The sequence below is a fragment of the Hyella patelloides LEGE 07179 genome (assembly GCF_900659865.1).
In the GTDB taxonomy this organism is placed as follows: domain Bacteria; phylum Cyanobacteriota; class Cyanobacteriia; order Cyanobacteriales; family Xenococcaceae; genus Hyella; species Hyella patelloides.
Genome location: NZ_LR213870.1, coordinates 1 through 19,729, shown reverse-complemented (window position 1 = coordinate 19,729; position 19,729 = coordinate 1). Strand labels below are relative to the sequence as shown.

The window sequence follows — 19,729 nt, the reverse complement described above, 5'->3', positions numbered from 1 at the left end:
ACAAAAAAAAACAGTGACTTCTTGTATTCGGATTGATGGTCGTTGTGTCTTTACAATAGTTTCTCCTGAGTCTGATTTAGCAGGAAGAGTTAATATTATTCAAACTAGCTTAAATGATATTAAAGATAATTATCTCAAACAATCAGATGCTCAGTTGGATTTTAACACTCCAAAAGAGAATAATGAAAGGGTTGTAGATGTCTGTATTAATGCTAATTCATCTCAACCCTGTGATGATGATAATCCATCTAAACAAAGATTATTAACCATTACCCAAGGCATTGCTAATTTCTATGGCATGACTCCAGAAAGCACAGCAAACTTAATTATTAGCAGAGTCGAGGAAAAACTATTACAAGCTAAACAACAAAGACAATCTGATTATTTAATACGCCAGGGAATTATTAGTGTTATTTTGCTAATAGCGATCCCTATTTTGGGTTATTTATTACGTCGTTGGTCAAGAGCCTCATACAAAGCTAAACAAAATTTAAAATCTGCTAACGATCCGATTAAATCACCTTTTTCAACTTATTTAAACCAACGCAAAAGTTGGAATATTCAAGATATTAAACATCGTTTGTTACAGATTTCTCAAGTCATTATTTGGCCAGGTGGACCCCTAATAATTTTAGGTTTATTTCCTCAAACTCGTACGATACAGCTAATTATTATTACTGCCATTCGCTTACCATTGAGAGTAGTATTAGTTGCTATTGGTACTTATTGTATAATTCGCCTAATTTATAGTTTAATTAATAACTTAAGCTCAAAAATTGTTCGTAGCCAATTTGTGCTTAGCCCTAGAGCAAACAAAAGATTACAATTACGAATTAATACTATTTCTCAGGTTAGTAAAAGTGTTGTAGCTATTTTATTAATTCTTATTGGTTTTTTATTTTCTCTATCGGCTATTGGGGTCAATACTGCGCCATTTTTAGCAGGTGCGGGTATCATAGGTTTAGCCCTTTCTTTTTCGTCCCAAAGCTTCATTAAAGATGCTCTCAATGGTTTTTTAATTATCTTTGAAGATCAGTATGCAGTAGGAGACGTAATCAGTCTTAATCAAGTAAGCGGTTTAGTAGAAAATATTAATCTGCGGATTACTCAAATTAGAGATGCAGAGGGTAGCTTAATTACAATTCCTAATAGTGAAGTAAGGATTGTGGCTAATCTTTCCAGTCAATGGTCAAGGGCTGATATTAACATTCCTCTGAGTTATGATACCAATCTCGAACAAGCATTAACAGTAATCACTTACACTGCTACAAAAATGAGCCAAGATAATCAATGGCAACAGCTTATCTTGGATGAACCGCAAATTTTAGGAGTGGAAAAATTTAGCGATCGCGGTATTATAATAAGAGTGTGGATTAGAACCGAACCCCTCAAGCAATGGGAAGTCTCTCGTGAATTCCGCCGTCGCCTGCAAATTGCTTTGACAAATGCGGGTATTCCTTTAACCCCACCACAACAACTTTGGCTCAGTAAAGGGATGAATGGAATGGTGAGGGATCGGAAAGTGGCGAAAGATAGAGAGATCAAAAAAGATAGTCATAATTAGCAACCAACTATATTATCCTGCTTGACGGGACTAACCACTAATTACCAGCAGTGGTGCAACCAATAAATCAGCAAATTATGAAGATTTATGGGGCGTACAAGCCCCTCACAAACCTATTCTTCGGCTTCTTTATTCTCTGGGTTATCCAATTCCTCTTTAAATCCTTTGAGGGTTCTACCTAGCGCACCACCCAATTCAGGAATTTTCTTAGGGCCAAAAACCAACGCTGCTACTAAGCCAATTACTACCACTTCAGGCCAGCCTAAACCAAACATAATAACAATTCCTCTATAAAATCGATTAAAATTACTGTTTATGTAGATTAAAGAAGTCTGTCTTAGTATACCGCTAAACTATAGAGATATCTTTTTGCACTCTTTTGAGAGTTTCTGATATTAAAACCTTTTATAACTGGAATGTTACAATCCTCACAGCCCTCACTACGCCAAGAACAACACATCCTAATTCGCCAACTTGCCGATTCCATTATAGAATCTTGGCAAAAATACTTAAATCTTGAACCCTACCAATTACCAGAAGGATTAGGCTATGTAGAAGGCAAACTGGAAGGGGAAAAATTAAGAATTGAAAACCGTTGCTATCAAACCAGAGAGTTTCGTAAAATACATCTAGAACTTGCCAAAGTTGGAAATAACCTCGATATTCTCCACTGTGTAATGTTTCCTCGTTCTGAATATCCCCTACCAATGTTTGGTTGTGATATTGTAGCAGGTAAAGCTGGAATTAGTGCAGCGATCGCAGATTTATCTCCCACTAGCCCAGAAAAAACCCTTTCAGAAAGCTATAAACAAGAGCTTAAAACTCTCAATCCAGAAAAGTTTTCCCAACACCGCGAACTTCCACCTTGGGCTGATATCTTCTCAGAATATTGTCTGTTTATTCGACCCCAAACCGAACAAGAAGAACAAGATTTTCTGCACTACACAGAGGAAATGTTACGCATTCATTCCCAACAAGCCGTGATAGCTAAACCTCTATCTCCACAACAACAGGAACTCTATTTGGCAGGACAGGAATATTATTGTAATAAGCAACAGAAAAACGATAAAACCCGTCGTGTATTAGAAAAAGCTTTTGGTCCCGATTGGGCAGAATATTACATGAAATCAGTTTTATTTGATAGCCCAAAGGAAAAAGAAAGCGTATTGGAGTAGTTTAAACAATCAATTAATGCTTTGTAGTAATTAATGAATAATCAATAGTAAAGTAGGGTGGGCAAAATTAATTTTCTGAGTATGCTATGTGAGTTGCAGATAAAATCTGACCATCTTACAAACTAATAACTTTTTAATCTTCGGCATCTTACTGTTTCATTTTTGTTTCCAAATATACTTGACAAAAGCAACTAAATAATTGATATTGTCAAGTATATTCTTATCTCGTCTCGAAAAATCATGTCGATGACTCAGCATAGTGATTTTGAGTGCTTGGACTGTGTAAAAGCCGTCCGTCGTTTCAATCGGTTCTACACTCAGCAAATTGGAGTTTTACATGAAGGTTTATTAAAAAGTCCGTTCTCTTTAACTGAGGCACGGGTAATATATGAACTTGCACATCATGAAAAAACTACAGCTACTAAAATTGCCAAAGAGTTGAGCTTAGATGCTGGCTATCTAAGCCGTATCTTATGCAATTTCAAAAAACGCGGATTAATCGACAAACAGCCTTCTGAAATAGATGGACGACAAAGCGTCTTAGTCTTAACAGAGCAAGGGCAAGACTCGTTTAATATGCTCAATGCTTGTTCCCAAAAAGAAATTGAGGAAATACTTAACAAGCTCTCCTCAGAGAATCAGAACCGCTTGGTCAAAGCAATGGGAGTGATCGAAGAGTTGCTCGCTACTCGTTCTGAATCTCAAGCTCCTTATGTTCTCCGCCCTCATCAACCTGGTGACCTGGGCTGGATTGTTCACCGTCATGGTGTGCTGTATGCAGAGGAATACAATTGGGATGAGCAGTTCGAGGCATTAGTTGCTAGCATTGTAGCCAAATTTGTCCAAGACTACGATCCAAAACAGGAACGATGCTGGATAGCTGAGAGAGATGGTGAAATAGTTGGTTCAGTCTTTCTTGTGAAGCAATCAGATGAGGTAGCGAAGTTGCGCCTACTACTCGTTGAGCCAAAAGTACGTGGTTTAGGTATCGGTACTCGATTGGTAAATGAATGTGTGCGGTTTGCTCGACAAGCTGGTTACAGCAGGATTACACTTTGGACAAATAATGTTTTGCAAGCTGCTCGGCATATTTATGAGGTAGCTGGATTTCGCTTGATTCGGAGCGAAGAAAACTACAATTTTGGTCATTATTGGATCGGAGAAACATGGAATCTGGAATTATAACGCTCTGAAATTGCTCTTTGCGTAACGACTTTCATACTTTCAGCCAATCTCTTGTTTTTTTCGGCATTTGTCTATCATTTGGTGCAATATTTGTTTTAAGTGATTATCCGTCCTTGAGATAAAAGCATAATTCCCCAACAGTCTCAAAAATTAGAAGTAGAGTAAGATATAGTTTGCTCTAACTTTTAATTACTGGTTAATGTCCAGAAATTCTTGCAGATATTGATTAACTAATTCGGGTTGTTCTTGTTGTACCCAATGTCCACTATTAGAAATGTAATGAAGCTGAAAATCTCTGACATACTCTTGAGTATTGTATGTTAATTCTTTGCCTAAAGCAGTGTCATTTTCTCCCCAAATCAGCATAGTTGGTATTTCCAATACTCTCCACTCTTGTTGCAGAGAAATCCCTTTAAAATTGCAGCGATAATAATTAATCATCGCAGTAAGCGCACCTGGCTTTGCAGCAGCTTCTTTGTATGCTTCTAAGTCTTGCTGAGTAAATGCCGTTTTGTTGGTTGCGGTTTCTGTAAAAGCAGCAGCAATCAAACTATAGTTATTGGCTTGAAATAAAAACTCTGGTATCGAGGGAAGTTGAAAAAAGATTGCATACCAACTTCGTAGCATTTGTTGCGGATTGCTTTTGAAAGCTTGAGCAAATAAAGAGGGATGAGGAAGATTCATAACAATCAGTTTCTTGACCATATCAGAGTAAGTATAAGCAAAATGCCAAGCAACTACTCCTCCCCAATCATGTCCTACTAAGATACAGGTTTCATAGCCCAAACCTTTAATTACACCTTCGATGTCTTTAAGTAGCTCACTAATAGCATAAGCTTCGATTGCTTGAGGTTTTTCGCTATCGTTGTAACCTCGCAAGTCAAGAGCAACTACTTTATAGTTTTTAGCTAATTCTGGAATTTGATGTCTCCAGGAATACCAAAACTCAGGAAAACCATGTAGTAAAAGTATTAACTCTCCTTCTCCTTGGGTAACATAATGCAGTCTGATACCATTACTAATTATGTAATTATGTTCGAGGTTATTCTTAAATTCCACCACAGTCGCAATTTTTTTAGTTATTTTAATAATTTGATTATAGAAAAGCTGCTGCTTAGATCATCTTTTACTAACAATTCCCGACCACTGTACCTTTTTCTGTTTACTACGTCGGTAGGAAAAAAAATAATCTGGTTGCTGATAAGTACAATGATTAGAGACTGCAATTTGCTGGTCACTAATCCCTAATTGCTGTAGCTGAATCTCATTTACTCGCCTTATATCCAACCTAACTCTTCCTGGTTGTTCATCTTCCAATAACGGGGAATTCTCGATCTCAAACAATGCTTTTAAAATATCTTTCTTTGCACTGTGCAGAAGTTCCGTCGATTTGTGATTTTCTTCGTATAGAAGTTGCGTCGGAATGTCTCCAACTATTTTCTTGATTTCTGCGACTAAAATACTCTTTCCCACCTCTGCTGCTACTGTTTCACTTACCTGATAAACTTCTCCTGAAATTGCAGGACCGATCGCGATGCGTAAATCTGCTAAATTACTACCATCCTCTTGAAAAAGAGCGATCGCTTTTTGGACAATTCTTTGTGCTGTACCGCGCCAACCTGCATGAACAGCAGCCACTCTACCAGTATGAAGATCGCCTATTAACACGGGGTTACAATCAGCACTGGCGACCCACACCCCTTGATTTAAGCCATCTGTAATGACTCCATCTGCATCAGGAAACGTTGCATTTTCGTCTTTGGGAGTAGTGGCAATTTTTTGAGGAGTTAAAATAGTATTACCGTGTACTTGCTTAACCCGATAAGTAGTAGCTTGATAATCTAAGGCTTTAATTAATTTTTCTGGAGTACAAGGGTAGCATTGTTGAGTAAAAAAACCATGTTGCCAATCTACTAACAATTCACAAGTCAAATAGGGTAAACCTGACCATTCACGCCATTGCCAAACTGAACTGTTAATGGTTGCCGATGGATTGTTTGAAGACATGATTTATACTCAAAAAAAAGAGACTAGCAATAGCTCTTATTTTAGAGCTTTCTTACTAGCCTTAAATAGTTATTTATCAATGAGCGATCATTTATTATCAATTGCGTCTTCCCTTAGTAGAAAGTTTGAAATCAAAAATAATACTTGATTTATATTGATAAGCTGTTAATCTTTCGTCGAGCAATAGTTAATTCTCAAGAGCCACAAACTCATTAGACTTTGCTACAAATTTCCAAGCAATACCTTCAGGATCCTTACTCTGACTCCACATTGCAAAATCGGATTCGGATTTAACTTTATTTCTACCTACAGTACTAGAATTAACATCTAAACGTTTTGCTAACTCTGCTTGATTAAGAGTTGTAACATCTAGTTGTGCTGATTCAGTGGTGGTAGAAACGGTTTCCGTTGCGGTTTTCGCTTGCTCTTGCTTTGCAAGTTGAGTAATTTCTTTAAAAGATACAGTGTTGGATTCTTTAGTAGTAGATGAAGTGCTAGTAGTAACTTGAGAAGTTGTTTCTGCAATGGTGTCTTCTTCCTCATCAAAATCACCAAAAGGTTCACTATCGTCAAAAATACGACCTAGTGCGCTGGCGGTGGGGAAGTAATAAACCACACCTTTATCTTTAACTTTTGTGGGAGATGTACCGTATTCTAAGGATTTTCGCTCTAAAAAAGCTTTAGCTGCTCTTGCTGAGAGGTTTGCTTTGAGAGACAAGTCTAAAGGGGTTAAATATCCCCGATTTTCTTTAATCAAGTTATTGAAATAAGGATTGACTTGCTCACTCCATTTTCGCCATTGATAACTTTGCCAGGCTTTCCAACTAACAATTAAAACTGATAGTCCAAGCAATACTGGCCACAATTGGCAAATAATGACAATAGCAAAAGCAACTGGAATAATTAAAACAAGAATCCCATTAGAATTACGGTCTAATACTTGTCCAGTCATGATTATGGCTGTAATATTGTATTCGATTTTTGCTTGCAAAATTACTTGCAAGATTTAATTGCTATATAGTAATGCAAATTGCGTTGCAATGCACGCAAGTAGAGCAAAGATTTACATCTCATATCTAATTTGTTGCGATTATTTTAGATAAATCAAGGCGTTGCAACATTGCTTTACGTGCTGCAATAGCTAAAGAATCATCTAGCTTGCTAAGAGTAATTTCTTTTTGATACTTGTTTTCTAAGGCTTTTTTAAGCAACCAATCGGTGATGAAAGGGTTTTTTGCCAGTAAAGGACCGTGGGAATAGGTAGCGATCGCATTATGATAAAATGCTCCTTCCATACCATCTTCTCCATTGTTACCATAACCAGTAATTACTTTCCCCAGATGTTGCACTGTCTTGAGATATGTCCTTCCGCCATGATTTTCAAAACCAATCACAATGGGTCGATCTCCCCATATAGTTTCTAATTCTGTTGCTAAAGGTTTAGCGGTAATTTCAAAAACCACATTACCAATACAGCGAGGCGCATCAATACCAGGGTGTTTACTTACCATGTCCAGTAAACCCAAACCCTCAATTTTTTGACCCAAAGCTGGCTCGTAATAATGTCCCAACAGTTGAGGAGAGCCACAGGTAAACACACCAGGAGTATCATTATTTAAAGTTTGTTGTAGCGCAAACGCTTTCTCCCCCTTTAAGTCTCGCATCACAATCTCTTGCTGACGATCCTGTGCGCCTCCCCCCACAATAATATCCACTTGCTGAAAAGTTTCCGATGGAGTTTCGCGATCCAACGGAACAATTGTTACTTGAATATCTCGCCACTGACAACGACGTTGCAAACAAATTACATTGCCGCGATCGCCATAAGTACTCATGAGGTTAGGATACAGCCAGCCAATTGATAATTCCATACTTTGAGGTTAAAGATTACTTTCTATTACTTTTTGAAGAAAATGTTAAATTTAGTTAAACTGTGGAAGGAAAGAATTGTGATTGATAATTAAGAACAGCTTGTCTGTGAAAAGTTAAACCATGACTGCAACTCCTACTGTAACTAAAGAAAGAGCTGTTAAAACAGTCCCAAAACTATACCCCAACTTTAAGGTAATCGTTCTTGATGATGATTTTAATAGTTTTCAACACGTCGCTGATTGTTTAATGAAGTATATTCCTCATATGACTAGCGATCGCGCTTGGGAATTAACTGTTCAAGTAGATGGAGAAGGACAGGCTATAGTTTGGATTGGTCCTCAAGAACTAGCCGAACTCTATCATCTACAGCTAAAAAGGGCTGGTTTGACAATGGCTCCCTTGGAAGCAGCTTAATTGGTTATCAGTCAACACGGGAGTGGAATAGCGCAACAGCCTTGCAGGAGGGTTTCCCTCCGCAGAGGACTGTTGTAAGACAGCGCGCTTAACCAGAAGCATTTCCTCTCGTCAACAGTGGACAGAGATTGGTTGGTCTTATTATATTTAGAGTTTTCTAACTAATTGTTTTTGAAAACTAGCGAAATTTAAACAAAATGATAAATACAGTAAAAGCAAATGGCAAGTTTTAGATACGATTCATGTCAAATGCTCAATACTTTCTATTGTTTTGATACATTGAAAATCTCTAAATTTAATTTATAGTGGTTAGCCACGATCGTGAATTAAATTGGTTAGGTGATACTGTTTACTGGTTACTGGTTACTGTTTGAATGAATAAACCTTCTGAGGGTCGGTTAGTTTGGAATCACTCTACTCATATTCCTGGTTTGATTCCTCGTTTGGAAAAGTTGATTAAGTATCAAGGAATTAAGACTGTTACCCCAGGAGTAATTAAAACAGTTAGGGGTCGCTGTCCTCATTTGAAATTAAGGGTGTCTGTGCCGATTTGTGGCGGTTATAAAGTGATTGCTCGCAAAGGAAAGACAGTACAAGAAGTTTTTATTACTACGACTTTAGAACAAGCTGAGTTAGAAAAAGCGATCGCACAGTGTCTATCTTAGCCAGAAAAATTTTATAGTAACTATCTAATTATCGTTTCCAGATTTAATAATTGGCTTTAATTCTGTTACTAACTGCTCGGCTCTGACTTTTCTACCTTCTGGCATTAAATGATAATGAGTATCGGCAAAATAACTAACATTGTCTTGGATATTTAAAGATTCTCGATCGTAAATTGTGGGGGCAATTTTTGAGAGATAATCAGCTGTTATTTCAACATTTTTTAGAGTCCTTTTGGTATCACTTCCATACACCCAAGGTAGAGATAGAACTAACTTTCCTCCCTTGGCTTCCACTTCTTCATTAAATTGTAAAATTCGCTCGAAAGAGTGTTGAGAAATTGAGTTTTTAATAGGTAGTTTCCACCAATCTTGTTGTCTTTCTTTAACAACTGTGGGATCGCCTTTATCACTTACAGGATCGGAATAATAACCAGTAAATTCTCCTTGAGTTGCTGCATCTACTCCTGATTTTGCTACCGCACGTAAAGAAGGAATGCCTAAAGCAATAACCTCTTGTAAAAACTGTTTTACAGGGATTCCGCCCAATCCTGGTCTGCCAATAGCAACTCCAAAAGAAGTAGAGCGATCTCCTAAACCATCATTATCTAATAACAATAAGTATTCAGGAATTAGTAAGACAATATCCCCTGGTTTTACTCGATCGATTACACTGGGTAAAATAACATCTAAACCGATAGGACCATCTAGCCCCAGGTTGATTACAGGAATGCCTAATTCTTGTTCTATTAAGTCAGAATCTATCGTATAGTGCGCTCCTGAGCCTCCTACGATCAGTAGTCTTGGTGTTTCTGTTACCGATTCAGCGATCGCTATTTTCTGAAAATACATCCTCCGCAGCCAACTTAGTTCACCACCGTAATAAACGTTATAAAAAAAGCCCAGCGACCAAGCAACACCTGTAGCTAGAAACCAAGGTATTAATGTTCTAATTGTTTTTGACTTTTGTTCGTTCATTTTCAATCAAAATTACGACTAACGACTAATAACTAACCAAGAACAAACAATAAATTAAAATTCAAAATAAATAAATTCTGAAGGTATATTTGCAGCCAATAAAATTGTCAAACCTAATAATAAAGGAGATATTTTAGGTGAAAGCAATAGTTCATATTCAAACTTGTTTTGCCACACTGCCAAATGTTCTAAAAAAAGAACAGCGATCGCAAGTAACAAGATAATAATTAAAGCTGTTCCTTGGTTAACACTATAATTACTAAACAATGCGCCTAAATTACTAGGAGAATAAGCCCAAGGAGTAATAATTGTTTTTAGCTTCATTAACAAGCGATTAATATCAGTTTCCATAAAGAACAAACAACCTAAATTAACCGCAAAAAAAGTTGACCCCCAAGAAACAAACTGTGGTTTAGCCACATACTTACTAGACATACGAGACAAAGGTCTACCTAAATAGCGGAGTAATAATAATAAACCGCCATGATAAGCACCCCAAATTATAAAGTTCCAAGCTGCACCATGCCAGAAACCAGACAGAGTAAATGTAATAAATAAAAAGAAAGGTGCTAGTTTTTTTCGCGATCCCATTAGAGGTAAAAAGACATAATCCCTAAACCAAGTACTAAGAGTAATATGCCATCTGCGCCAAAATTCGTTGATACTTTGAGAAGTATAAGGAGCTAAAAAGTTAACTGTCAATCTAACGCCTAAAACTCTAGCAATTCCTAAAGCAACAAAACTATAACCAGCAAAATCAAAATAAATTCTCAGTGTAAACAAAAAGGCGAAAAACCAAATCATCCACGGATTGTCAGTATTGCTCAAATCAATATAGGGAGAGAGGTTATCTCCTAACACAAATTTGAAAAATATTCCCAAAGATAACCAGCGCAAACCCTCATAAACATTTTCGACAGTAAACTTAAATTTAAAACCTTTTATCTGAGGAAATAAACTACCTCGTCTTTCAATAGGACCTGCAACAATCTGAGGAAAAAATGCCACAAAGTTAATATAATCAATAAAACCAATTGGTTTTTTTCGTCGTGAATTAAGAGAATCCACAACAAAGGCTATCATCTGAAAAGTGTAGAAAGAAACCCCTGGAGGTATCCTCGTTGGGACAAAAGAGAAATTACGGCTAAAAATTTGCCAAGTGAAGCCATCACGCCATGTATCAGGAATATTAGTCAGTAACCCAATAACATCTTCCACAAAGAAAATAAGATACTTAAAATAAGCTAAAACCACGACATCAAAAATAATCAACAACGTCGCTATTAACTTTGCTTTAGCTCCCTCACAGCGCAACATATATTGCACCATCAAATAATTAAAAATAATCTCGAAGACAAAGACCACAAAACTTGAAGCACTAGCATTAAAAAACAGCAGCATGGACAAAACCATCAAACCCACACTGTCATAAAAGCTCTGCCACAAATTCAATGATTTACCAATAGAGCGTACTGTAAAAAACGGTACACTAAATAGCAGCAATATCCACCAAAAAGAAAAGTCTGAATAATTCAACTAGCTTCTTGCTCCATTTTCATAGCAGCAGTTTGTTAGACACTCTCTAAAATGCCTTTACAATTTTAAACACAATAACACTGGTATTGACTACCCTTGAAATATTATCAGTGTAAAAAATTAAAAAGGATAATATCCGAGGTTTTCGGCTAAAGGACCAACTATTTTCTGCAATTTCTTAATTTCGGACTTTGGTACTTGGTGTTTGTTATAAGAACTACCTATTTTCTGCTTAACTACATTTTGGTTTAATTCCAAATTTAAATAATGAGAAATATCAGCTATCACCTGATTATCTTGATAAAGTCGTTCATAGGGAATTACCATTGCTCCTAATTTTTGAGCATCTTCCAAATATCCTTGTACTAAAAGATGCCAATGGTGTGCAAAATCAAAAACATTTGATATTTGGTCTGTTGGCCATTTAGAAAATAAATTCCATTTTCCAAGATGATGATGTATCGACTTATAAGCTTCATAGGGATTTCTGTGTAAAAGTAAGAATTGTGCGTTTGGGAATAACCACTGGAGATAAATTCCGTGTTTACTGGTTAAACGCACCTCTTTTAAACCCCATCTTTTGTAACCATTATTAATTGCAGGAGTTTTGTATACAGTTCTTATAAGATTACGATAACCTTCAACTAAATCTGAGACATCAGGATACAAGTTATCTGTTACTTGTTGATCGAGTTTTTTTTCATAATTCTTTCTACTTGACAAAAACCATTTATCTTGAGGGTAGGTTTCCGTTAAACTTCTTAAAGAATCTGCCTGATTTTGAATTAAATGGCAATTAGCAAATGGCTCTCCCCAAATTAAAGTTTGCTCGTTAGAGTTGATCAATCTTTGTAATAAAGTAGAGCCAGAACGCCAGCTAGATGCCAAAATAAAAATTGGTTTATCAATTACATCACTACGAGAAAGTGAAAAGCGATCATCAATAATTTCAAGAGCTTGTTCAACTGATTGAATACTTTTAAACATTTTTTCCGACTGTGTCATACTGTTGTCGGATTCAAAAAGATTTAGATTCAAAAATTTTTTTGATAGGAAATTATTCATGATTTTCCTTATTTATTTTTTTGACATAATTTAAGACTAACTTCCTAATTTGCGAAACAACTATTTTAAAAATTTATACGTTCTAAATAAATCGGTTTCATGCTACCTGATGTTTAGAGTTGGTGGCTCTACTGAGAAGTTAAGGAAGCTTTGATTGAGAAGGGAAAAAAGGAAAGATTCAATATTTTCAAATTAGACTTATTTTAAACCGCAGCAATTCTTAGTTTGATAAGTTAAGGCTTGAGAAGCTGTATTTTGGTCGAGGACTAATTCTTAATTTTTTATCAATCCTTAATTCCCAGTCTTTAAGTCAGAGATTACTCCGCCGTAAAACGACGGAGCCTGTCTTGATGCGCGTTCCCTTGCGCGACGCGGAGCGAGTCCTTTAGGGTCTTACGCCGCCTATCACGGATACCGTTCCGCATAACGCGGGGGTGGATAGGGGGGACTTCAACAGCCCGCAATCAACTGTGGTCAGCAAAACATCAAACCAGAAAAGTCCCCCCATCCCCGCACATCGCTGCTCTGACCGTTGGTCAAAATTCGCTTAATTATACTTTAGTAGCTCACAATTTAGCCGAAAAGTCCACCCCAGCCTTTGCTTTTCCCTGCGGATGCTACTGGTGCTGCAACAGTTTCTTCCAGTTCTTCTACTGGTTCATCTTTGGCATCTGCTAAAGCAGAAACATCGTAATTTTCCACTAAGAATTGAGCAGATTTAGCAATAGTAGGATAATCCCAAAAAAGGGTAGAAGGTAATTCTTCATCAAGAACATCTTCAATGTCTCCTACCATAGTTACAGCATCGATAGAATCAAGACCATAACGAGTTAAAGGTTCAGTTGCTTTAATAGCTTCTGCTTCTAAAGAAAGTTGCTCTGCAAGTTGAGCTTTTAACCAGTTTTCTACTGTAGTTTGATTAGACATTGATGAGTTCGGCATTAGTATTATCCTCTTGTTTTATAGTATTTGCTTCAGCCAGTTGAATAGGAACAATAGAAAATGATTTGTTTTCTTGATGTAGTTTAACTAATTCTTGAGCAACATTTTCTATGTAATGTTCAGAAATTGTATAAGGTAGGGGTCGAATTGTTCTTAGTAAACGATGTAAACTTAAGACTAACCATTCTCCTTGAGCGAAAAAGTCTCCTAATGAATTGCGGTTGTAAAGCCACATATGGAGACAACAAGCAGATGCATGGAGAGTGCAGTACTTTTTAGCAATCTCGAATAGTTCAGGGGATTGATCGTGACCAAACTCGAATTTGGAATTGGCAATCTCTGAGTCATGAGCATCTAACTCTTCCAGTACTATGTTGCCCAGATTAATCAGTTTTGATAGCACCTCTTGATTAAGCTCTGCATTTTGCTGTAATTCGTCAAGTTTTTTCAGAGCAACTTCCAGTCCGTGGAGAGGATCATCCATACCACGACCAAATAGTTCTAGCTTATTGGCATCAAAGGCAGGTACTGGATTAGCTAAAGAGAATATTTGCTCTAAACGCTCTGCTATACCCTTCATCGTTTCTGGTTGACGACGACGACGCTGTTTGGTCAATTGGCGGAATTGTAGCATTAAAGCATGAAGATTTACCACGGTACTCCCATCGAACATACTGATAATAGAGTTGTCCCGCAGTATCTTTTGAAACATTCCGAAATCGTGTTCATCGCGCATGTAAAAACGAGAACCCAATACAGGATAAATATTGTTGATGGTATTTTCTATTTGAGTAGTTACAAAGTACTTAACTACTGATGCCCAAACACTAAACTGTTGGGGAATGACACTAAAACCTCTAGCAGCACCAATAGTTTCACAATCACAGAGCAGAATGTCTAAAAAGGCATCTACAAGAATTCTGCGGGGTTGAGGTAGATCGAATACTGTTTTATTGTAAATAACTCGCTCTGAAGCGAAATTAAGGGTAGTACGCAGGGCTGTATCTACTGCACCTAGAGAAAAAGCAGCACAAAGAGTACGAGTAATTTGAAAACCTTTAAGACCTAATTCTAAGCCGTCTCCTTCTTTCAGTAGCAGCATCGAATCAGGTACAAAGCAGTTTTTAAACCCGATACCACTCATATCAGAAGCACGAATACCGTGAGTGTGGATTTTAGGGAGATTGTAATATTCTGAATCTGCTATTTCTCTTTTATCAACCATAAACAGAGATAAACCTTTTGCTTCCCCTTTTTCACCTGTTCGGGCTAAAACAAAAGAAATTCCTGAGATTGTAGCGCGATTTATGGGCCATTTTTCCCCATTTAGTAAGTAACCTCCTGGTACTTTAGTAGCTGTTAAATCCCCATTAACTAAATCACTACCATGTTCTTTCTCTGAGTAGCCCAAGCACATTGCGCCGTGTTCTTCTCGTACAAATTTAGATAGCTTCGCTTTTTGTTCTTCTGTTCCCGCCATCCAACAGAGGAAAGACCAAAACATAGTGGTAAAAGCAATACCTGTAGTTTGATCGCGACGACACAACACACGAACTATGGCAACAAATTCTTCAAAGTTGGTGAATTTACCACCGCAGTTTGTAGGTGTGTAATAGTCTGCGAGTTTCCAGTTATATAGCCATTCAATTTCTTCGTGGGGAAAAGCTTCTGTTTCGTCTATTTCCATCACTTTCTGGAAAGACATTACGCTTTCAGGGATATTAGGGTCACCTAAAGCTTTTTCTAAGGCTTCTGCTGTTTGATATTGTTCTAAATTTGTCATTTGTTAATAGTTGGTTTTTGGTTGTTCGTTGCTTCCCCTGCTTCTTTGCTTCTTTGCTGGGTGCAAGATTTGTGTTCCCACTCTTACTAATCTTACTTCTGGGAAATTGTTACTTTTTCCGCTAGCGACTCTACTTCTCCTTTTAAAGAACGAAATTTGATACTTAGTTCGGGGTTCTCGCACCAATCATCTACTATAGTAAGCGTTCCTGCTACAAATTTGTCTCGACAGGCGCGACGCTGAATTTTTCCACTTGCGGTTTTTAAGATATTGCCCGATTTAGCTAAAACGATACCGTAGACTTGTATTTCGTGTTGTTCGGCGATTTCTTGCTTAATATCGGCAATAATTGTTTCTGTGTCTAAGTCTCCGCTACGGCGTTCTACTTCTTGAACTACTATTAATCTTTCTTCTCCTTTGTCTTGAATAGAGAAAGCTGCACCATAATCGGAACGCAATGAGGTGTGTAACTCTTGTACCGACCATTCAATATCTTGGGGATAGTGATTAGTACCCCGAATGATAATTAAATCTTTAATTCTTCCTGTAATGTATAGTTCCCCTTCGTGAATAAAACCCAAGTCACCAGTACGTAAAAATGGCCCTTCTTGAGTATCTTGGAGGTAAGCGTCAAAAGTAGCTTTCGTCACATCGGGGCGTTTCCAGTAGCCTTGCGCCACACTGGGGTCTTTAATCCAGACTTCCCCTACTTCGTCGTGAGCTTTAGCAGTCATAGTTTGCGAATCAGCGATCGCAATTTGCGTATCGCATACCTTCTTCCCACAGCTGGCAATTATTCTCACACCATCTTCTTGTTCGGGATTGGCAACAACTACCTTATCTTGCTCCATTGCAGAAGTTTCTACCCCTAAAAATACTGGTCTAGTACCTTTAGGCTTTGTTGTAGCTAGTAGGGTATTTTCTGCTAAACCATAAGAAGGGGCAAAAGTTTCCCATTTAAAGCCACAAGAACGAAAATTTTCGACAAATTTTGCCATTACTTGAGGATTAATTGGTTCTGCTGCATTTCCCGCAGCTTCCCAACTACTTAGATCTAGTTCAGCGATTTGTTTTGGTTTGATGCGACGAGTACAAAGATCGTAGGCAAAGTTAGGGGCTTGGGAATGTGTTCCCTTATACTTGCTCATGTTTCGCAGCCAATTCAAGGGACGCTTGATAAAGGAAAAAGGCGACATTACATAGCAAGGATGGGCGTTGTACAACGGTACCATCATCCCTTCTACCAGTCCGTAATCATGGAAATAAGGCATCCAAGTTACAGTGACACTATTGCTATCGTAACCACAAGCTTGCTGTAAATCATGGCAGTGATGCATTAGGTTGTAATGAGTCAGCATCACTCCTTTAGGAGTAGAAGTTGAGCCAGAAGTGTATTGTAAATAGGCTAGTTGATCTTTATGTACTTTCGGATCGAGCCACTCATCAGCTAAATTAATATCTACTTGAGCGGTATCGATCCAGCGCATTTGCTCAAATTCAGGAAATTCATCTTTAACTGTTTCGATTAGTTCAAAAATACCTGCCGTAGTCAGGGCAATTGTGGCATTAGCATCCCTAACAATGGATCGCAGTCTGGGTAAAGTCCGTTTTAATCTCCCTGACTCTGGAGGGGGTACAGGAATGGCAATTACCCCAGCATACAAGCAACCACAAAAGGCAGCAATTACTTCTAAGCCCTGGGGATAAAGTAATAAAGCTCTTTCTCCTTCTGCGTTATGTTTTTGCAGCAAAGCAGCGATCGCTCTTGTCTGGCGATCCAATTCTTCATAGGTAAAACTATCTCCCTCTTTTTTCCCATCCACCATAAAGGTATAGGCGCGATCTTGAGGTTGTTCAACTGCTCTACTGCGTAATAATTCGACAATAGTAGTCGGCTCTGTATTAGATTTAGAAGTTGCTAAACTTTGAGTCATCAGTAGTCTGGATTATTGCTAACAAACATCAGCTTTTAAACCAGTTAACACTGATTTAAGATAGCCATTGCTTACTTAATTATGTTTTTCTTAATCTAATTTGGCTACTGTTAGAGGCTAATTTCACGAAAAAATCACGAAACGCGAAATCTGTTTTTTTTGATACAAAAAGATTTCGATCTCAGTTTATTTAGATGACTTTAATTTCTGAGTTAATATTAAGTGGGGAAAATAACTCATTAACCATATTCAAAAATGGGATTAGAGGTAAAGGGGATGGAAACTATTACACAAGAACGCAAGATTGCTTCTCTAACGGTAGAAGATGTAGCGAATCTGGCTGACCGCTTAGAGCAAGATGATTATAATACGCCTTTTGAAGCTTTAAAGGATTGGCACTTACTTAGAGCGATCGCTTTTCAAAGAAGAGAATTAGTTGAACCCTATCTTTATCTCTTGGATATTGAAACCTACGACGAATCTTGATTCAGTTATTCAGTGACCAGTGATTGGTTGCAATAATTAACAAATAACTCACAAATCACGTAGGGTGTGGTGAGCATTATAAGTAACGTACTGAAATTTATTTATGATAATTTGTGGATTTTATGAAATCCTCATTTTTTAGCTGAAAGCTCAAAGCTTTTGGCTTCTTTATTTTAAGAGAAATTAAGAAACTTGTTGCCTTTTATTTGAGTAATGCTCGCTCGACAAAACTCTCTAAAATTCTTAACCAATTATTAAATGATTATTAATCTAGCCTTTCTTTTCTGGGGAAAACTCAGCAAAATATGGGGAAAACCTGACTTATCTGTGGATAACTCCTCCAGCACACTTACTGGAAAATTGATGAATGTTCACTGATAAGGTGAAAAAGTGGAGCCGAGCAGAGTCGAACTGCTGTCCAGACTGGATATTGACTTTCTGCTCATTCACAGGCTTAGTTCTTATAATCCCAAGAACAGGAACTATCAATTATCCCTGATAGTAGGATGTTCCAGTAAAGTCTTTACGCAATCAGTCAACTGAAAGTAACTAAAAGGTGCATCCGTTGGGGTTTCGTTTTAGCCGTTAACGGAGTCGGACTAAAAGCGAGCAAGCCTCAGTTTGGGCTTAGGCAAATACTGCCTGACGCTCGAATTTTACGATGTTGTTTGCATCTATATTTAGATTTGAGCCTTGATTTACGAGAGGGGACTCACTCTCGACCTGTATCACAAATTAGCTTTCGCCAACCTGTCGAAACCATTACGGCCCCTTGTCTTAATTTGTATTGTAGCGAACTTTTTACGAATAGTGCATCCTAATCAATCCAATTTGTGCTAAAAAGTTACAAAACATTGAGTAGTATTGCTATTCGTATCTTTGAAACAAGGATTCACTTTACACTAAATATTCTGAATAAATAAGTCTGCAATAGCAAGTTATTTTTAAGATTATGTTTCCCATTCATCGCCCTCGTCGCCTTCGTGCTAGTACTCAACTGCGCCGTATGGTGCAAGAAAATACCCTCACTGCTAGCGATCTGATTTATCCTTTATTTGCTGTACCAGGAAATGCGGTAGCCAAAGAAGTAACTTCAATGCCTGGAGTGTATCAGCTATCTGTAGATAAGATTGTTGAAGAAGCTAAAGAAGTTTACGATTTAGGGATTCCCGCAATTATTCTCTTTGGTATTCCTGAAGATAAAGATATTGATGCTACTGGTGCATGGCATGATTGCGGTATTGTGCAAAAAGCAGCCACAGCAGTTAAACAAGCTGTACCCGATTTAGTAGTAATTGCTGATACTTGTCTTTGTGAGTATACTTCTCATGGTCATTGTGGCTACTTAGAAGTGGGAGATTTGACAGGGAAAGTTCTCAACGATCCTACTTTAGAGTTATTGAAAAAAACCGCCGTTTCCCAAGCAAATGCAGGAGTAGATATTATCGCGCCTTCAGGGATGATGGATGGTTTTGTTACTGCTATTAGAGAAGGTTTAGACGAAGCAGGATTTACTGATATTCCGATTCTTTCTTATGCTGCGAAATATTCCTCTGCTTATTATGGCCCATTTCGTGATGCTGCGGAATCTTCCCCGCAATTTGGCGATCGCAGAACCTATCAAATGGATCCTGGTAATGGTAAAGAAGCATTAAAAGAGGTAGCTTTAGATATAGCTGAAGGAGCAGATATGCTAATGGTGAAACCTGCTTTATCCTATATGGATATTATTTGGCGAGTTAAAGAAATGACTAACTTACCTGTGGCTGCTTACAACGTTTCTGGTGAATACTCGATGGTTAAAGCTGCTGCGCTAAAAGGTTGGATTGACGAGAAAAAAGTGGCACTAGAAACTTTAACAAGCTTCAAGCGTGCTGGTGCCGATCTCATTTTGACTTACCATGCTAAGGATGCAGTACGTTGGCTAAATGAATAATTCTTAGTTTTTAGTTGTTGAATTCAACGATTAATTACCATGAAAGTGAATCTCTCTGCTAATTTTGGCGTTGCTGATTTAGCGAACGAGTGCGCGACGGCGAAGCCGAGTCCTTTAGGGGTCTTGGGCGGGGCTTACAAGTTCTGCCGTGAAACGACAGAATCAGCCCCTTGGGTTTCCCTCAATGAGC

18 protein-coding genes and 1 other RNA gene are annotated in these 19,729 nt (G+C 37.8%); 7 read left to right on the top strand and 12 right to left on the bottom strand.

Annotation, left to right across the window (positions count from 1 at the left end; genetic code table 11):
- Nucleotides 1-1,564: mechanosensitive ion channel family protein (locus tag H1P_RS16825; RefSeq protein WP_222427090.1), on the top strand; the 1,564-nt coding region annotated here is incomplete at its 5' end.
- Between the two features lie 113 nt (nucleotides 1,565-1,677).
- Here H1P_RS16825 and tatA read toward each other — a convergent pair.
- Nucleotides 1,678-1,839, bottom strand: a complete 162-nt coding sequence (gene tatA / locus H1P_RS16820) for a twin-arginine translocase TatA/TatE family subunit (protein ID WP_144869444.1) — start codon at nucleotides 1,837-1,839, stop codon at nucleotides 1,678-1,680.
- A 141-nt stretch (nucleotides 1,840-1,980) separates the two neighbouring features.
- On the opposite strand from tatA, the gene H1P_RS16815 reads away from it, so the two are divergent.
- On the top strand, nucleotides 1,981-2,739 hold the full coding sequence (locus tag H1P_RS16815) for a phycocyanobilin:ferredoxin oxidoreductase (protein WP_144869442.1): 759 nt from the start codon (nucleotides 1,981-1,983) through the stop codon (nucleotides 2,737-2,739).
- A gap of 240 nt (nucleotides 2,740-2,979) precedes the next feature.
- Nucleotides 2,980-3,924, top strand: a complete 945-nt coding sequence (locus tag H1P_RS16810) for a bifunctional helix-turn-helix transcriptional regulator/GNAT family N-acetyltransferase (RefSeq protein WP_144869440.1) — start codon at nucleotides 2,980-2,982, stop codon at nucleotides 3,922-3,924.
- Between the two features lie 189 nt (nucleotides 3,925-4,113).
- Here H1P_RS16810 and H1P_RS16805 read toward each other — a convergent pair whose 3' ends face one another.
- The 4 genes from H1P_RS16805 to H1P_RS16790 form a co-directional block, all read right to left on the bottom strand.
- Entirely contained in the window at nucleotides 4,114-4,986 is an 873-nt protein-coding gene (locus H1P_RS16805; RefSeq protein WP_144869438.1) for an alpha/beta fold hydrolase, read from the bottom strand.
- 57 nt (nucleotides 4,987-5,043) lie between these two features.
- Nucleotides 5,044-5,931, bottom strand: coding sequence for a peptidoglycan editing factor PgeF (gene pgeF, locus H1P_RS16800; protein WP_144869436.1), 888 nt, complete (start codon nucleotides 5,929-5,931; stop codon nucleotides 5,044-5,046).
- Between the two features lie 187 nt (nucleotides 5,932-6,118).
- Nucleotides 6,119-6,883 carry a hypothetical protein gene (locus H1P_RS16795; protein ID WP_144869434.1) on the bottom strand — a complete coding sequence of 255 codons (765 nt, stop codon included), beginning with the start codon at nucleotides 6,881-6,883 and terminating at the stop codon, nucleotides 6,119-6,121.
- A 124-nt stretch (nucleotides 6,884-7,007) separates the two neighbouring features.
- Nucleotides 7,008-7,802 carry a type 1 glutamine amidotransferase gene (locus H1P_RS16790; RefSeq protein ID WP_144869432.1) on the bottom strand — a complete coding sequence of 265 codons (795 nt, stop codon included), beginning with the start codon at nucleotides 7,800-7,802 and terminating at the stop codon, nucleotides 7,008-7,010.
- Nucleotides 7,803-7,923: 121 nt separating this feature from the next.
- Between H1P_RS16790 and clpS the strand changes: the two genes are divergently transcribed.
- Nucleotides 7,924-8,217 (top strand): ATP-dependent Clp protease adapter ClpS, encoded by a 294-nt coding sequence (gene clpS, locus H1P_RS16785; RefSeq protein WP_144869430.1) that lies wholly within the window; start codon nucleotides 7,924-7,926, stop codon nucleotides 8,215-8,217.
- 374 nt (nucleotides 8,218-8,591) lie between these two features.
- Complete coding sequence (locus tag H1P_RS16780; RefSeq protein WP_144869428.1) at nucleotides 8,592-8,882, top strand: DUF2103 domain-containing protein; 291 nt, start codon at nucleotides 8,592-8,594, stop codon at nucleotides 8,880-8,882.
- Between the two features lie 24 nt (nucleotides 8,883-8,906).
- On the opposite strand, the gene H1P_RS16775 is transcribed toward H1P_RS16780, so the two are convergent.
- The 6 genes from H1P_RS16775 to H1P_RS16750 all read right to left on the bottom strand — a co-directional run bounded on the left by H1P_RS16775 (nucleotide 8,907) and on the right by H1P_RS16750 (nucleotide 17,117).
- Nucleotides 8,907-9,857 (bottom strand): hypothetical protein, encoded by a 951-nt coding sequence (locus tag H1P_RS16775; RefSeq protein WP_144869426.1) that lies wholly within the window; start codon nucleotides 9,855-9,857, stop codon nucleotides 8,907-8,909.
- A 54-nt stretch (nucleotides 9,858-9,911) separates the two neighbouring features.
- Nucleotides 9,912-11,393, bottom strand: coding sequence for an MBOAT family O-acyltransferase (locus H1P_RS16770; protein WP_144869424.1), 1,482 nt, complete (start codon nucleotides 11,391-11,393; stop codon nucleotides 9,912-9,914).
- A 120-nt stretch (nucleotides 11,394-11,513) separates the two neighbouring features.
- Complete coding sequence (locus H1P_RS16765) at nucleotides 11,514-12,398, bottom strand: sulfotransferase family protein (protein WP_186376003.1); 885 nt, start codon at nucleotides 12,396-12,398, stop codon at nucleotides 11,514-11,516.
- 633 nt (nucleotides 12,399-13,031) lie between these two features.
- Complete coding sequence (locus H1P_RS16760; RefSeq protein ID WP_144869420.1) at nucleotides 13,032-13,400, bottom strand: acyl carrier protein; 369 nt, start codon at nucleotides 13,398-13,400, stop codon at nucleotides 13,032-13,034.
- On the bottom strand, nucleotides 13,378-15,183 hold the full coding sequence (locus H1P_RS16755) for an acyl-CoA dehydrogenase family protein (RefSeq protein ID WP_144869418.1): 1,806 nt from the start codon (nucleotides 15,181-15,183) through the stop codon (nucleotides 13,378-13,380). The genes H1P_RS16760 and H1P_RS16755 overlap by 23 nt, the downstream gene beginning before the upstream one ends.
- A 92-nt stretch (nucleotides 15,184-15,275) precedes the next feature.
- On the bottom strand, nucleotides 15,276-17,117 hold the full coding sequence (locus H1P_RS16750) for a fatty acyl-AMP ligase (RefSeq protein WP_144869416.1): 1,842 nt from the start codon (nucleotides 17,115-17,117) through the stop codon (nucleotides 15,276-15,278).
- 276 nt (nucleotides 17,118-17,393) lie between these two features.
- Between H1P_RS16750 and isiD the strand changes: the two genes are divergently transcribed.
- Nucleotides 17,394-17,603 (top strand): protein IsiD, encoded by a 210-nt coding sequence (isiD, locus tag H1P_RS16745; protein WP_144869414.1) that lies wholly within the window; start codon nucleotides 17,394-17,396, stop codon nucleotides 17,601-17,603.
- A 388-nt stretch (nucleotides 17,604-17,991) separates the two neighbouring features.
- Here isiD and ssrA read toward each other — a convergent pair.
- Nucleotides 17,992-18,375, bottom strand: a transfer-messenger RNA (tmRNA) gene (ssrA, locus tag H1P_RS16740).
- A gap of 180 nt (nucleotides 18,376-18,555) precedes the next feature.
- Here ssrA and hemB point away from each other — a divergent pair.
- On the top strand, nucleotides 18,556-19,539 hold the full coding sequence (hemB, locus tag H1P_RS16735; RefSeq protein WP_144869412.1) for a porphobilinogen synthase: 984 nt from the start codon (nucleotides 18,556-18,558) through the stop codon (nucleotides 19,537-19,539).
- Nucleotides 19,540-19,729 lie beyond the last annotated feature (190 nt).

Excerpts from the sequence above, each read along its gene's own strand:
- tatA (WP_144869444.1), bottom strand. The coding sequence starts at position 1,839 with ATGTTTGGTTTAGGCTGGCCTGAAGTGGTAGTAATTGGCTTAGTAGCA.
- H1P_RS16815 (WP_144869442.1), top strand. The coding sequence starts at position 1,981 with ATGTTACAATCCTCACAGCCCTCACTACGCCAAGAACAACACATCCTA.
- H1P_RS16810 (WP_144869440.1), top strand. The coding sequence starts at position 2,980 with ATGTCGATGACTCAGCATAGTGATTTTGAGTGCTTGGACTGTGTAAAA.
- pgeF (WP_144869436.1), bottom strand. The coding sequence starts at position 5,931 with ATGTCTTCAAACAATCCATCGGCAACCATTAACAGTTCAGTTTGGCAA.
- H1P_RS16795 (WP_144869434.1), bottom strand. The coding sequence starts at position 6,883 with ATGACTGGACAAGTATTAGACCGTAATTCTAATGGGATTCTTGTTTTA.
- H1P_RS16790 (WP_144869432.1), bottom strand. The coding sequence starts at position 7,802 with ATGGAATTATCAATTGGCTGGCTGTATCCTAACCTCATGAGTACTTAT.
- clpS (WP_144869430.1), top strand. The coding sequence starts at position 7,924 with ATGACTGCAACTCCTACTGTAACTAAAGAAAGAGCTGTTAAAACAGTC.
- H1P_RS16780 (WP_144869428.1), top strand. The coding sequence starts at position 8,592 with ATGAATAAACCTTCTGAGGGTCGGTTAGTTTGGAATCACTCTACTCAT.
- H1P_RS16775 (WP_144869426.1), bottom strand. The coding sequence starts at position 9,857 with ATGAACGAACAAAAGTCAAAAACAATTAGAACATTAATACCTTGGTTT.
- H1P_RS16765 (WP_186376003.1), bottom strand. The coding sequence starts at position 12,398 with ATGACACAGTCGGAAAAAATGTTTAAAAGTATTCAATCAGTTGAACAA.
- H1P_RS16760 (WP_144869420.1), bottom strand. The coding sequence starts at position 13,400 with ATGCCGAACTCATCAATGTCTAATCAAACTACAGTAGAAAACTGGTTA.
- H1P_RS16755 (WP_144869418.1), bottom strand. The coding sequence starts at position 15,183 with ATGACAAATTTAGAACAATATCAAACAGCAGAAGCCTTAGAAAAAGCT.
- H1P_RS16750 (WP_144869416.1), bottom strand. The coding sequence starts at position 17,117 with ATGACTCAAAGTTTAGCAACTTCTAAATCTAATACAGAGCCGACTACT.
- isiD (WP_144869414.1), top strand. The coding sequence starts at position 17,394 with ATGGAAACTATTACACAAGAACGCAAGATTGCTTCTCTAACGGTAGAA.
- hemB (WP_144869412.1), top strand. The coding sequence starts at position 18,556 with ATGTTTCCCATTCATCGCCCTCGTCGCCTTCGTGCTAGTACTCAACTG.